This is a genomic window from Scytonema sp. HK-05 (assembly GCF_963872035.1).
Classification (GTDB): Bacteria; Cyanobacteriota; Cyanobacteriia; order Cyanobacteriales; family Nostocaceae; genus Kalymmatonema.
In genome coordinates this window covers 1-14568 of sequence record NZ_CAWMYC010000037.1, presented here as the reverse complement: position 1 = coordinate 14568, position 14568 = coordinate 1, and the positions used below count along the sequence as shown (strand labels likewise).

Here is a 14568-nt window from a genome sequence, read left to right as displayed (position 1 = left end):
CCCGACGCTAACCGGAGTACCGTTATAGCGCGGGGCTTACGGCGAAGAAGCTAAAATTGCGGGAGAACTCGGTTTTTTCCACTCTCCGTTTCAGCGAGACTAAGTACGTTCTGAGCTAGATACTACATTTGGAGCCTCCGAACGGAACAAGGGAATTGCAGCTAAGGCGGCTACCAGGATGATCGCAGCAAAAAGGAAGAGCGCTACGTTCAAGCCCAGTCTCAACACCTCACCAAAGAGAAAGCTGCCGACACCAAACCCAATAAATAGAGTGAACACGTTGAGTCCCATCGCCTGACCGCCGCGCTTTCCACCCAAGGAAGTCACAATCCCAGCAAGCAGGGGTTGTGTCATGTCATAGCCAAGGGACAAAAGCGTTACTGCCACAGCTGCAACAACTAGAGGCAAGTGGAACATCAGAATAGCAGCTGCAACCCCTGCGATCGCAAACCCAGTGGGTAGTAGCCAACTGCGCCCCCAGCGATCTACAGCGCGTCCAATCATTGGACCGAGTAAAAAACCTGGAACACCGTAGCCAAGAAGTGCTAGACCGATGCCGACTTCCCCCAAACCGTAGCGCTGTTGGAAGTACAAACCGAGCCACGTGTAAACCCCTGAGTGAAAGATGCCATTGAGCAGCACGTAGGCATAAGTTTGCTGTCCCCGCCCAGATCCAAGTAACATCTTGTAAGTAGTTAATAAGTCACGGATGTTGTTAGTGGTCGAGCGTGTGGCATTCCCCAGAAGATGCCGTTTAAGGTACAGCAGGCTCAACACAAGAGCGCCAAGAATACCGACCCCAATGAAAATCCCACGCCAGGTGATGAGTGGCTCAAGCAAAGCTCCGAATGTTGAACCGAATGCCATACCTCCAGCCATCGCTCCAAATATCCAGCCCATCGGACGTCCCCGCCGCTCATAGGGATATATGTCCCCTATTAATGTCAGCGCTAAAGGGATGACACCGCTGGCACATAGTCCGGTTAAGAAGCGCCAGAAGATGAGCTGTGAGGCTGATTGTGCCGTTGTTGTGAAGCAAGTTAGGACAACAAACCCCACCAACGAAGTCAGTATGATGCGCCGCCGTCCAATTTGGTCCGAGAGTAAACCATAGATAAGTGACCCTATCCCATAAGGAATCAAATACGCCGGGACTATGAGTCCAATCGTCTGGCTAGAAACCTTGAACGCAACGGCGAGGTGAGGGATGAGCGGTGCAACCATGTAGGCTTGAAAAAAAATCAAGAATGTTGCTGTCACAAGAAGCCGTAGCAAACGTTCGCGCTGGTCTTGACTTTTTGGTACTGTTAGTGTATTTTTAATCAAAGAAATGCAGTTCGTGAGGGGGAATGCCTGACAAATCTGTAATCTTGCGGAAAGCTTCTATTTTCATCGCATATCCTGCCAACAGCGTCGGCAAAACCAATGAACTTGATGATTGCGGACGTGTCGCAACAGTTGATCACAACAGCATGGACAATGCTGTGAAGAAATTGTTTGATTCCAATGCTTAACGGGCGCTGGAAGACTGAAATTTTGCATTGGAAGCCCCATGTTGCTCGCCTAAAATGAACCATTCGACTGCATTGGCAAATCCCTCCTCTTCGTAGGATGTCGTCACGTACTGAGCCTGCTGCTGTACGTCTGCATTCGCGTTGCCCATAGCAATGCTTAATCCACTTCGTTCAAACATCGGGACATCATTGGGCATATCTCCAATCGTGGCAATCTCCTGTCTGGGAATTTCGAGCAGTTGTGAGAGGCGATCGACTACAGCACCTTTGTTCGCGTGGGGATGGGTAACATCTAGATAGTAAGGCTGCGATCGCGCCGCAGATACCTGTTCACCACCTCCCGAACTGGCTCTTGACTGGCAGCAAACTTTTTGACTAAACGCTTGCTGCACATCAGTTTCGCACTTGGCAACAGCATCCAGGTCATCACTAACACCCACAATTTTGACCACGTTGTCCAATAAACCATCGAAGCTAGAAACAACCGTTGGTGGAAATTTAACCGTCCATTCTTCGCGATCCACATGAGGACCATGCCGTTCATGCACAAACCAATCCTTCCCTCGATAAATCCAAACATCCAAATGGTGGGCGGTAATCATCTTGATGACTTCTTGAACAGTTGTTGCAGGTAAGACGTTTTCCTCCAACGTTGAGAAGTCAGGATAGACAAAAAGACCACCATTAAATGGCGCGATTGGTTCTGTCAATTTCAGGGCATCCACAATCATTTTCATCCCTAATGGTGGACGACCACTGGTAATCGTGAAGCGAATACCTGCATCCCAAAGTTTATGAACAGCAGCACGGGCGCGATCAGTTAGGATTTTCTCTTTTGTTACAAGCGTGCCATCTACATCTGCTAGCAGCAGTGAAATTTTAGGTGACTTGGGAGAACTTATTGCGTTCATGATAAAAAGCTCGGTTGTTGATTGTTGGTGCTCAATTTCTTGGTCTACATGTAACATGGGATACCGAGACCGTTTCACTTTGCTAAAGGTGCTTGAGAGGTATTTGACGAGGTTTCGGGAATGGCTAACAATTCTTTGAGTGCCTGCACCGTTTTTTTCCCCAATTCCCATTGGCTAGTTGCACCGTTGCTAAAGATCAATTTCATCTGAAGCGTTTGGGGCGGAAGTTGAGCGATCGCGCTGGCAAATGGAGCAATGTTAAATCGGCTGCCTCCTGCGCTACACGTTACAGACGGAAACGTAGCGGCACCAGCCCAAAAAGGCTCATCAACGCCATCCCAAAAACCGTCGTTGCCCCAATACGGACCGGGGCCCCAAAAGCCTAATTCCGGAACCGTGGTGGAACTTTGAACAACTTTTTGATAGCTAGGGGTTTGTTTTATTGGTTGATTGATCGTGACTAAGGGTTGATTCTTGCTGAGCAACACTATCCTAGTTAAGGAGGCATCAGAGCCAACTAGAGAGTTGTCAGGTACACAATAGCGTACCCCTAGCAAAAGGCTATCCTTGGTCGGATTTTTACTCCAAAGAGTTGATACGCCAAGAGCAGGCTCACTCCCTCTAAAGTCATGATCTCTCACAGCATAGATTGAACCAGTCTGGAATACCTTGCTATAAGGAGCATTCTTGATTGAAGTTGCTGTGGTAATCGTGTTTTCGGCTCGGATTAGTTGGGAAGTTGTTATCGTACTGCAAATGGTTAGAAAATTAATGCTGACAATGCCCCATTTATGTTTACTCAACATTGTGCTTCTCCGTTGAATCGTTGATTGATTTGTGATTTTTATTAATCACTCGATCACTATTGCCAACCATCGCGCCAGAGCAGTTCGTCAGCATGTTTCAGTCCCCAACTTCCTGCCGCATAGTTGAAAAACTCTCGTGTTAGTAATGCGCTCCAAAGGTTCACAATTGGGGTAATTACACTCCAACCCAATTCCACGTTGTCTAATCGCGCTGGCAAGTAGAGCAATGATTGAGCTGCTACTCATACAATTGATCGCACTAGACCGCCATCAACCCGTAGGGCTGCACCATTAGTAGCAGACGATAATGGGCTAGCGACAAATGCAACCAATGCCGCCACTTCCTCGGGTGTAGCGAACCGTTTGATGAGCGAAGAGGGACGAGTTTTCTCAAAGAACTCTTTCTCTACCTGTTCGGGAGTAATGGATTGGTCTTTTGCTAATCCTTGAATAAAACCTTCGACACCTTCCGAGCGGGTGGAACCGGGAAGCACTGAGTTGACGGTGACATTCGTGCCAACAGTTGTCTCTGCCAAACCACGGGCGAGTGCTAGTTGTGCGGTTTTCGTTACGCCATAGTGAATCATTTCTGCTGGAATATTTAGGGCAGACTCACTGGAGATGAAAATAATGCGTCCCCAGTTCTTTTTCAGCATCAACGGTAAGTAATGTCGTGAAAACCGCACTCTGCTGATGACGTTCACTTCTAGGAATTTCATCCACTCGTCATCAGAGATTTCTTCAAAGGCTTTAGAGCCGTAAATTCCTAAGTTGTTTACCAGAATATCTACGTCTGGAACTTGCTCGAACAATTCTGAAGCTCCTGCTTGGGTTCCAAGATCTGCTACCACACCTTGAAGTCTGGCATCAGTTACCGTTTGTTTAATTTGAGCGATCGCGCCATTAACTCGTTCAGTTGTGCGTCCATTGATAATGACAGTTGCCCCTTCTTGGGCGAGGGTAGTAACGATCGCTAACCCAATACCCCCTGTACAACCGCTAACCAGAGCCGTTTTGCCCGTTAGTTTAAGATCCATTAGTAGTTTAGTTCTTGAATTTACATTACGGATTCAATGAATTAGGAGTACCCGACATTCTTGCCGTGGTTGAACCAGCCAACATCGCCTCTGTGAGAGTTATCGAGAAATTAGGGATGGAATATAAACAACAAACACTATTTTATGGATTGAAGATGAGTGTTTATCAGATGAAAAAAAAGTAGAGACAATTGACATCAAATCAAACGGTGTCCACCATCAACATGCAGCACTGTTCCCGTAGCGAAACCATTTTGCATCAAAAACAGAACGGCATCTGCTAAATCGTTAGGTTGACCTGTGCGCCGAGTTGGAAGCTGGTTACCCAAGTTCTCGAAAAATGCATTGCGCTCCTCCTCTGGCATTCCATTCCAAGATGGTGTTTCCACCACTCCCGGTGAAACCGCATTGACGCGAATGGGAGCGAGTTCAACAGCTAGAGAGCGTGCAAAAGCCGCCAAGGCTCCGTTAGCCGCAGCAACCATTGATGCACCGGGAAATGGTTTCCAGGCAGCAACTCCAGAGAAAAACGTGATGGAACCATCTTTACTTAGGCGAGGAGCTGCGTGTTTGACAGCGTAAAATGGACCGAGGATTTTGCTGGCAATAATTGCTCTAGCTGCTGCACTGTCAAAGTCTTGAATCGGTGAGTATGCTAAGTTGGCAGCGGTCGTGACGAGATGATCCAAGTTTCCAACTTGCTCAAATAGGTTGACAATTGCACCTTCATCTGCAATATCTGCGACAATGGCTTGTGAACCGTATCCCACCTCTGCCGCTGCTTTTTCAAGGGATGCAGAGTTTCGCCCCACTAACGTCACCTTAGCACCTGCCTCTGCTGCGGCTAATGCAGTCGCTAGCCCCATACCAGAACTCGCTCCGATAATTACAACCTTTTTGCCTGAGAGTGACATAATTGTGCTTCTTCTCTGAATCGCTGATTAATTTCTAATTTTTATTAGACTTCTTGCATTCATTCAAAAAATGTGAATGTCATTAGTCCCGAAACGCAGTGTAGCGTTCGCGCAGCGTGTCCCTTCGGGACTCGGAACCTCCACTCCTATGTTCTGACTCGGTAAACATGACAATTTAAGCATTTTTGCAAGAAGTCTATTATAGCGGTTCTTACTTGAGTGCAATACATCAAGAAATAAGAACCACAGATGGACACAGATGGACACAGATAAATCTGTACTTCATCCAAACGAGAAGCGCTATAATTACTCATCGCCATTGCCGACCATCGCGCCAGAGGAGTTCGTCAGCATCTTTCGGTCCCCAACTTCCTGCCGCATAGTTGGGAAACTCTCGTGTTGGTAATGCGCTCCAAACATCCAGAATTGGGGTAACTACACTCCAACCCAATTCCACGTTGTCTGCTCGCTGAAACAGCGTAGCATCGCCAATCATGCAGTCATAGAGCAAAGTTTCATAGCCTGTGCTAAGGGTTGAGCCAAAGTAATCAGCGTAGCAGAAATCCATATTTACGCTGCCCATCTGCACTGTCGGACCAGGAATTTTTGCGCCAAATTGGAAGTTAATCCCTTCATCAGGTTGAATGCGGAGGACAAGGAAATTACGCGTTAATTGATCAACTGAAGTTTGACGAAACAGCAGTGAGGGAACCCGCTTAAACTGAACCGCAACCTCAGTAGTACGCTTCGGCAAGCGTTTCCCGGTTCGCAGGTAAAATGGCACATCTGCCCAACGCCAGTTATCGATTGTGAGCTTTAAGGCAGCATAGGTCTCAGTGGTAGAGTCTGAAGCAACCCGTGGTTCTGAACGATAAGCCGGAACAGGTTTCTCGTTTATCGCCCCCTCACCATACTGCCCTCGTACAGTATACTTTAGTACATCTTCGGGAGTTAAGGGTTGAATTGCCTTGAGCAATTTAGATTTTTCATCGCGAACGGCATCTGCATCAAATGAAACGGGTGGCTCCATTGCAGTCATCGCTAGCAATTGAAACAGGTGATTTTGCACCATATCGCGTACTGCACCCGTTCCTTCGTAGAAGTTACCTCTGCCCTCTACGCCGACCGTTTCAGCCACAGTAATTTGCACATGGTCAATATGTTCCCGGTTCCAAATTGGTTCAAACAGTCCATTCCCAAAGCGAAATACCAGAATATTTTGGACGGTTTCTTTACCCAGGTAGTGATCGATGCGGTAAATCTGGCTTTCCTTCAGCACGCTACTGATATTCTTATTTAAGGTGCGAGCAGAATCCAAATCATGCCCAAATGGTTTCTCAATAATGACGCGCCGCCAGTGTCCGTTGTCTTCCTGCAACAGTCCCGCTGAACCAAGCTGCGCGATAATGTCGCAAAAGAAGTTAGAAGCGGTTGCCAGGTAAAATAAATAGTTTCCTTGAGTGCCACAGTTCTGGTCTACCTGAGTCAACAACTCTTGCAACTGCTGGTACGTCTTAGCATCCTGAAACTCACCGGGAAGGTAGTACAATCGCTGCTCAAACTGCTGCCAGAGGTGGTCATCAACTGCAACCGTTGCAAATTCGTGAATATCTCGACTGAGTTTGCTGCGAAAGTCGTCTTGGCTCATTTGAGTGTGAGCAACCCCGACGATCGCAAACTCCTGCGGCAGCAAATTGCTACGTGCCAAATTGTAAAGTGCAGGCAATAATAAACGCTTGGTCAAATCTCCAGCAGCACCAAAGATGACAATCACACAGGGATCGGCAGGACGAACTGAGGTTTCAACTTGAGAATGAGGTGCAGGTGCAATTGTCATGATTTTGTCTCCGTATGTTGCTCAACGTGTCCGCCAAATTGGAAGCGCATCGCAGACAGCAACTTATCAGCAAAATCATCTTCCCCGCGTGAGCTAAAGCGCTGATACAGGGCAGCGCTGAGAACAGGAGCAGGTGTGCCTTCGTCAATTGCTGCTGTAACCGTCCAGCGTCCTTCACCGGAATCCGACACACGACCGGCAAAGTCTGCTAAATCAGGCTGCTGAAGTAGAGCGATCGCGCTCAGATCTAGCAACCATGAAGCGACAACACTACCCCGTCGCCACACTTCGGCAATATCTGGCAGGTTCAAATCGTACTGGTAGTGTTCAGGATTGCGGAGTGGAGTGGTTTCAGCATTAGTAGCACGGCTCTGCTTGCCAACATTTGCGTGATGCAAGATATTCAACCCTTCCGCATAAGCTGCCATCAACCCGTATTCAATGCCATTATGCACCATCTTGACAAAATGCCCAGCTCCATTCGCTCCGCAGTGCAAATAGCCTTCCTCCGCCGTGCCGCCCACCTCCTCACGCCCAGGAGTACGCGGAATCTCTCCCCGTCCAGGAGCCAGTGTCTTAAAGATGGGGTCGAGGTACTCAACTGCAACCTGTTCGCCGCCGATCATCATGCAATAACCACGTTCTAGTCCCCACACTCCGCCGCTGGTTCCCACATCCACATAGTGAATGCCCTTTGGTGCCAGATCATTCGCTCGTCGAATGTCGTCAATGTAGTACGAGTTGCCGCCATCAATCAAGATGTCGCCTGAGTCGAGTTTTTCAGCCAGTTCTTTGACCATCTGCTCGGTGGGATCTCCCGCAGGCACCATCAACCAGATGGCACGGGGCTTGTCGAGCTTTTGTACAAAATCATCCAGGCTGTAGGCTCCAATCGCTCCTTCCGATGCAAGCTGCTTCACCTTGTCAGGTGTGCGATTGAACACAACGCACTCATGCTTGTTTCGCAGCAGTCGCCGAACGATATTTGCGCCCATGCGCCCTAGACCAATGACACCAAGTTGCATTGTTTTTCTCCTGTGTAATTCTCAATTGCGTGGACTATATAGCGCTTTTCATCTGAATAAAGTAATTATTTATCTGTGTCCATCTGTGTCCATCTGTGGTTCATTATTTCTTTGTCAGGACTTACGCAAAAATCGGCAAAAAGCTTAATTTATCGTAGACGCGCAGCTGCGTGCCGGAGGCTACCACCAAGACGAGGACACTTACGTGGGCGGGTTTCCCAACTTAAGCAAAGTATTCGTTGCCAAGAACGCGCCCGAATTCGTAGAGTGTGCGTAATACCAATTCTCTGTAAACTTGCACTAAATAATTACCTCTTTCTTCCTTGGCGTACTTGGCGGTTCATTTTTTAATATTAAGTGCATCTTCATGGAGAATTGGTATAAGCCCTATTTGTCTACTTTACAAGGGTTTCAAACCGCTATAGTAGTCCGTCAAGGCAAGATCTGCAGGGTTTGTAGTCGGCGCTTTAGCGCTGTAAACGCGCAGGGCTTCAAAGCACAGTAGCGCTTACTACAGAAAATGTTTACCCAGCTATTTTGGGTTGGTGGAATAATAGACTGTTTATGAACGCGTGTTCGTGCTACGACAGCATTCAACTATCTCCGACTACCTGCCTTATCCGTACAGAATTTGCTCCATCGCGGTTTTTAGGGTAGCTAAACCAGCTTGAATATCTTTCCCAAGATGGATGCGCAACGCCCGTCGCTCACGCTCCGCCAAAACGTGAAAATCGCCCCGTGCTTGAGCTGCTTTCACAACTCCAAATGTATATTTCTGCTGAGGAACAGGAAGATCAGTGGCATCATCACAGGTAATTTGGAGAAAAACACCGCTGTTTGGTCCACCTTTGTAAGCCTGCCCTGTGGAGTGCAAGAAGCGCGGACCAAAGCCAAGGCAGGTGGCGACTTGGTTTGCATCCCGAATTTTTTCTCGAATGTCTTGAAGCTGCGCTTGGTGTATATCATTGCGTTCGATATACGCAAGGAGTGCAAAATAATCTCCCGCTTGTAGTCGATTCAAGTGGGCACGTAAATAATTAGTCAACGATTCAGCGGTTCCTACTGCCTCTTTCAGTGCCGCTGCATTTTTTGGATCGCTGAAGAGTTGAATGTCATCTACCGTGAAGATTGGGCTTTCGGGCGGCAGTTTTCCGGTTTTCTCGTATTCATCTGTTAACTGGCGGGTAACAATTTTGCTGGCTTCAACATCCGGTTGGTTAAAGGCATTGATGCCAATGATCGAACCCGCTACAGCAGTCGCAATTTCCCAGCGGAAAAACTCTTGACCGAGTTGGTAGGGATCAGCGATCGCAATCCGAACTACAGGTTGTCCTGCCTGCTCCAACACTGTAACAGCAGCATCTTGAGCAGAATCAGGAGCAGAGTCTAACCGAATGTAAGCAAAGAGGCGGTCACTCCCATACACATCTGGAGTTCCTAACGGTTCTCGAGCCACTGGAATCAATCCCTTGCCGTCTTTACCTGTAGACTCTGCCAACAGTTGCTCTAACCATGCGCCCAAGTCTGCAATTCCCGGTGACGTAATCAGCGTGACTTTGTCTCGTCCTTGCTTTGCCAGAACACCCAAAATGCTTCCCAACACAACCCCAGGATTCTCTTTTGCCGGAACTGATGATGCACAAGAATGCACCATGACTTCAGCCGTATTCAAGAACTTTGCCACATCCACTCCAATCGCCGCCGCAGCTACCATGCCAAAGTTCGATAGGGCAGAATAGCGACCGCCGATACTTGGCACCCCGAAGAAGATATGGCGGAAATCATCACCTTCGGCAATGTGTTGCAGTTTAGAACCGGGATCAGTCACGGCAATGAACCGATTACCTGCTGATTCTGCACCTACAATTTGCTGCACACGATCAAAGAAGTATTGTTTGAAAATATTTGGCTCCAGTGTACTGCCAGACTTGCTCGACACGATGAACAATGTTTTGGTCAGGTCAATCTGACTTTCGATCGCTTTGATCTGAGCCGGATCAGTGGAATCGAGTACCAGCAGTTCGGGAAAGCCTTGCGCTTTACCAAAGGTGAGCTTCATCACCTCTGGGCAGAGTGATGAACCGCCCATCCCTAGCAGCAACACATGAGTGAATTCTAGATTTTGGACTTCTTGCGCCAGTTGCTTGAGATGCTCAATGTGTGCAAGTTGGTCTTCAGTAATACCGAGCCAACCCAACCATTTGTTTTCATCTGTCCCTGTCCACAACGTCGGATCCTGTGCCCATAGGCGACGAATCTTGCCGTTCTTCTGCCAATCGTCCAAAGATGCTTGAACAGACGTATTCAGCGCATCAGGCAATTTGTAGGTGAGGCGATCAAGCTTTTTACCAAGAATCGCTGTCCGCTTTTTCTCAACTGCACTCAACAATTGATCAAAGGCATTAATGAAAACTTGTACCCCTTCTGCCAATAATTGGTTTGTAATCTGCTCCAAAGAGATTCCTGCTTTCTGTAGTTTTGATAACGTCGATTGAGCATCATCAAGACCTTCAGTCAAACTAGACTTCGGATGTCCATGATCGCGGAAGGCAGATAGCGTGGCTGGTGGAATTGTATTCACAGTGTCGGAGCCAATGAGTTCTTCAACATACACCACGTCGCTATACTGCGGATTCTTAGTGCCTGTGCTTGCCCACAGCAGCCGTTGGGTTTGTGCCCCTTGGCTGGCTAATTCTTGCCATCGACTAGATCTGTATATGTTTTGATAGCGCTGATATGCAAGCTTGGCATTGGCGATCGCAACTCTGCCCAATAAGCTTTTGAGCAAATCACGTTGAGCTGCATCGGTTGTAGTTTTAAGTTGAGCCGTAATCTGGTTATCAACTGCCGTATCAATCCGACTGACAAAGAAGCTAGCGACGCTGGCAATGCGGCTGATGTCTCCACCTTTTGCCGCCAGCAACTCTAAGCCTGTGATGTAGGCATTCGTGACCTGCTCATAAACGTCTTGAGAAAATAGCAGCGTCACGTTGACATTGATGCCTTCGCCGATCAGTTGTTGAATCGCAGGAATTCCAGCAGGTGTCGCAGGCACTTTAATCATCAAATTAGGACGATCAACCTTCTGCCATAGTCTGCGAGCTTCTGAAATAGTTTGTTGAGTATCGTTCGCTAGATAAGGTGAAACTTCCAGACTGACGTAACCGTCACGCCGATTGGTTTGCTCGTAAATAGGTCTCAAGATATCTGCAGTTGCTTGGATATCAGTAATGGCAAAGGTCTCATATAGCGACATGACATCCTGATCCTCGCTTTGTTCGAGCGTAGTTAAGACTGTATCGTAGTCAGTGCTGCCCGCGATCGCTTTCTCAAAAATCGAAGGATTTGAGGTGACGCCTTGCAATCCATCTTCGTCAACAAAGCGTTGTAGTTCACCGCTGCTAATTAAACTGCGACGAATATAATCCAACCAGACGGATTGCCCGTAGGATTGTAACGCCTTCAAAGGATTTTTTGTTTGTAATGCTGGCACAGTACTCATCAGTTCATATCCTTAATTGAATTGGCACGAATTGTCTAGCTTAAAATTTCGTACTAGCATGTAGATATCAAAGTCGCCCTGCTAACTGGGCTTTTGCAGCTTCAACAACCTTGTCAGGGGTAAAGCCAAACTTACGCTGCAGCTCTTTGAGCGGTGCTGAGGCACCAAATGTGTGCATAACTATCCGTCCCCCTCTCGAACCGACATACTCACCCCAGCCAAACGTGGATGCTTGTTCTACACAGACACGGGCAGTAATCGAGGGTGGGAGCACACTATCGCGGTAGTCCTGACTTTGCTGCTCAAATAACTCCCAGGATGGCATACTCACCACTCGCGCTTTAATTCCTTCTGCCTTGAGTTGTTCATACGCCGCAATGCAGAGGGATACTTCACTTCCTGTAGCTAATAACAACACCTCCGGTTTGCCATCTTCGGCATCAGCTAACACATACGCACCTTTTGCTAAACCCGATGCAGCTGCATATTGAGTGCGGTCAAGCGTAGGTAATGCCTGCCGACTCAGTACCAGCACGACTGGTTGATGCTGTAACTGCATAATCACTCGCCATGCTTCCACAACTTCGTTAGCATCGGCAGGTCGTAGAGTAATTAGTCCCGGAATTGCTCGCAAGGACGCCAACTGCTCAACGGGTTGATGAGTCGGTCCATCTTGACCTACCCCAATCGAGTCATGCGTGAAGATGTAAATGACTGGAATCTCCATCAACGAGCTGAGGCGAATGGATGGACGGCAGTAGTCGCTGAAAATAAAGAACCCGGAACCATAGGGACGCACCTTACTCAGTGAGAGTCCGTTGAGAATCGCCGCCATTGCGTGTTCGCGGATGCCAAAATGAAAGTTACGGCCAGAGCGATCGCCTGCGCTAAAATCTCCTGCGCCATCAAAGGTGAGCCGTGTTTTGGTGGAGGGAGCCAGGTCAGCAGAACCACCAATCAACCAAGGGATTTGTTGGGCGATCGCATTAAGCACGTTTGCAGAAGCATCCCGTCCGGCAACTCCTTTCACATCAGTTGGAAACGTTGGCAATGCGACTTCCCAACCATCAGGAAGTTGGCGATGTTGCATTTTGTAAAGTTGGTCTGCCATTTCTGGATGCACAGCAGCATATTCAGTGAAGGTTTGCATCCACTGGGTACGCAGTTTGTGTCCCCGCTGTCCCAGTTGCGTCTGGAAGTGTTCACGCACGCCATCAGGAACGAAAAACTTTGCATCTTCTGGCCAGCCGTAACTGCGCTTTGCTAACCGGATTTCGTCTTCTCCCAACGGTTCTCCGTGAGCCGCGTTGGTATCTTGCTTATGTGGTGCCCCATATCCAATATGGCTATCGACAATAATCAACGTGGGGCGTTGGCGAAGCCGCTCCTCTGGAGCATCGCGGGTTTGTTGGAAGATGTTGAACGATTGTTCCAACGCATTTAGATCATTGGCATCACTGACACGAAGAATGTTCCAGCCATAGGCAAGAAACCGAGTGCCCACATCATCATTAAAGGTTAAATCTGTATGTCCTTCGATGGTGATATGATTGTTGTCGTAAATCCAGCATAAATTCGAGAGTCGAAGATGCCCTGCCAAGGAAGCTGCTTCGTTGGAGATGCCCTCCATCATGCAGCCGTCTCCGCATAGAGCATAAACGTTGTAATTGAACAACTCGAAATCAGGTCGATTAAAGTATTGGGCCATCCACTGTCCGGCGATCGCCATTCCCACACTCGTCGCCACTCCTTGTCCCAACGGTCCTGTGGTTGTCTCAATACCAGAAGTCCAACGGTATTCAGGATGACCAGGACATTTGCTATCAAGTTGACGGAAGTGCTTAATGTCATCCAGTGTAACGGATGGCTCACCCAACTGCTCATACTTGGCGTTGACTGCTTTGACACCAGTTAAATGTAACAACGAATACAGCAGCATGGAAGCATGACCGTTCGAGAGTACGAAGCGATCGCGATTTGCCCAGATGGGATCTTCGGGGTCGAACCGTAAAGATCGCTGCCATAAACAGTAGGCGACAGGAGCCATTGCCATTGGTGTACCTGGATGCCCAGAGTTTGCCTGCTGCACGGCATCCATCGAGAGGGTACGAATCGTGTTAATGCACAGCTCATCGAGTTGAGTTTGGTTCGCAATTTGAGTTTGGGCAATCACTGCTTTCTCTCCTTAGGGTCGTCAGCTAAATTTATACAAAGGATTAGCGATGTAAACTACATACTTTCGCAAAGGTAAATTTCTAATACCAATTGTGTATGAAGATGCACATAAAAGACCCCCCTGTAGTCCCCCCTTGGCAACGGGGGACGGCGTAGCCGGGAGGTAAATATATGCAGCTTCACAAACAAACGGTATAAATTGTGTTGATGTTTTTTGAAGCTGAAAAATTCTACTGTCTGAAACACCTGTTCGTCCTTTGGGTTGGAACTACTCAAGAACAACAACTTATTGCAGTGTGCAACATAATCTAATTTTTGACCGCTCAAGATTGTGACGTTAAACAGGAACTTAAGATTGCAGCTTTATAAGGCATTATTGCATCCCAGATTTCGCATGAGTAAATGTACCGAAAAATTATGCTCTCCGCAGGTTGTTTCATCAAAACCAGAATTTTTCTGAATTCCCTCAAATCAAATGAGGACAAAAGTTTTACGCTTTTTCTCATGAATGGGGGTATATAGAAGCGTTTGAGGTCAAATCGACTATTCTCCTCCCAAAGTTATTAATAATAGAGTCAATAAGCCCTGAGGGGGCGACAAGCGCCCCCTCAGGTGATTGACACAAATTAAAAAACAGAGCTTGACTTTTGACTTTTGACTTCCCCGAAGGGGTGACGACCCTTATCTAGCAATTATCTGTGACAGGTTAAGGTAATTGCAATTTTGTCAACCCGCTCAAATAATTCGGCACCGAATTACTAAAAATCTTTTTGAAAGTGATTGTTGAGTACTTTTAGCTAATTCGGGCAGAAGCCCCACGTCTCACCCGTAGGGGAGCGTGGGATGA

General features: G+C 47.7%; 12 protein-coding genes. 2 read left to right on the top strand and 10 right to left on the bottom strand.

Annotation, left to right across the window (positions count from 1 at the left end; genetic code table 11):
* Positions 1 to 99 precede the first annotated feature (99 nt).
* On the bottom strand, positions 100 to 1326 hold the full coding sequence (locus tag AACT52_RS07005) for an MFS transporter (protein ID WP_233154238.1): 1227 nt from the start codon (positions 1324 to 1326) through the stop codon (positions 100 to 102).
* 23 nt (positions 1327 to 1349) lie between these two features.
* Here AACT52_RS07005 and AACT52_RS07000 point away from each other — a divergent pair, with 23 nt between their 5' ends.
* Positions 1350 to 1514, top strand: a complete 165-nt coding sequence (locus tag AACT52_RS07000; RefSeq protein WP_158055012.1) for a hypothetical protein — start codon at positions 1350 to 1352, stop codon at positions 1512 to 1514.
* Here the strand turns inward: AACT52_RS07000 and AACT52_RS06995 are convergent.
* The 4 genes from AACT52_RS06995 to AACT52_RS06980 form a co-directional block, all read right to left on the bottom strand.
* The gene (locus tag AACT52_RS06995; RefSeq protein WP_083630812.1) at positions 1511 to 2425 is read right to left on the bottom strand and encodes a Cof-type HAD-IIB family hydrolase; all 915 of its coding nucleotides are present in this window, start codon (positions 2423 to 2425) and stop codon (positions 1511 to 1513) included. The two genes, AACT52_RS07000 and AACT52_RS06995, sit on opposite strands and share 4 nt — an antisense overlap.
* Positions 2426 to 2499: 74 nt before the next feature.
* Positions 2500 to 3231 carry a hypothetical protein gene (locus AACT52_RS06990; RefSeq protein ID WP_073636394.1) on the bottom strand — a complete coding sequence of 244 codons (732 nt, stop codon included), beginning with the start codon at positions 3229 to 3231 and terminating at the stop codon, positions 2500 to 2502.
* 56 nt (positions 3232 to 3287) lie between these two features.
* Positions 3288 to 3458 (bottom strand): hypothetical protein, encoded by a 171-nt coding sequence (locus tag AACT52_RS06985; protein ID WP_143173009.1) that lies wholly within the window; start codon positions 3456 to 3458, stop codon positions 3288 to 3290.
* Positions 3459 to 3473: 15 nt separating this feature from the next.
* Complete coding sequence (locus AACT52_RS06980) at positions 3474 to 4268, bottom strand: SDR family NAD(P)-dependent oxidoreductase (RefSeq protein WP_073636393.1); 795 nt, start codon at positions 4266 to 4268, stop codon at positions 3474 to 3476.
* A 14-nt stretch (positions 4269 to 4282) separates the two neighbouring features.
* Between AACT52_RS06980 and AACT52_RS06975 the strand changes: the two genes are divergently transcribed.
* Positions 4283 to 4453 carry a GNAT family N-acetyltransferase gene (locus tag AACT52_RS06975; protein ID WP_143173008.1) on the top strand — a complete coding sequence of 57 codons (171 nt, stop codon included), beginning with the start codon at positions 4283 to 4285 and terminating at the stop codon, positions 4451 to 4453.
* 12 nt (positions 4454 to 4465) lie between these two features.
* On the opposite strand, the gene AACT52_RS06970 is transcribed toward AACT52_RS06975, so the two are convergent.
* The 5 genes from AACT52_RS06970 to tkt all read right to left on the bottom strand — a co-directional run bounded on the left by AACT52_RS06970 (position 4466) and on the right by tkt (position 13719).
* Positions 4466 to 5182 carry an SDR family oxidoreductase gene (locus tag AACT52_RS06970; RefSeq protein ID WP_073636392.1) on the bottom strand — a complete coding sequence of 239 codons (717 nt, stop codon included), beginning with the start codon at positions 5180 to 5182 and terminating at the stop codon, positions 4466 to 4468.
* Between the two features lie 310 nt (positions 5183 to 5492).
* The gene (gene zwf / locus AACT52_RS06965; RefSeq protein WP_073636391.1) at positions 5493 to 7019 is read right to left on the bottom strand and encodes a glucose-6-phosphate dehydrogenase; all 1527 of its coding nucleotides are present in this window, start codon (positions 7017 to 7019) and stop codon (positions 5493 to 5495) included.
* Entirely contained in the window at positions 7016 to 8044 is a 1029-nt protein-coding gene (gene gnd / locus AACT52_RS06960; RefSeq protein WP_073636390.1) for a phosphogluconate dehydrogenase (NAD(+)-dependent, decarboxylating), read from the bottom strand. The genes zwf and gnd overlap by 4 nt, the downstream gene beginning before the upstream one ends.
* Before the next feature lie 616 nt (positions 8045 to 8660).
* The gene (locus tag AACT52_RS06955; RefSeq protein ID WP_073636389.1) at positions 8661 to 11546 is read right to left on the bottom strand and encodes a bifunctional transaldolase/phosoglucose isomerase; all 2886 of its coding nucleotides are present in this window, start codon (positions 11544 to 11546) and stop codon (positions 8661 to 8663) included.
* 67 nt (positions 11547 to 11613) lie between these two features.
* Positions 11614 to 13719: a transketolase gene (tkt, locus tag AACT52_RS06950; protein ID WP_083630811.1), complete on the bottom strand. Its 2106-nt coding sequence runs from the start codon at positions 13717 to 13719 to the stop codon at positions 11614 to 11616.
* Between the last annotated feature and the right edge of the window lie 849 nt (positions 13720 to 14568).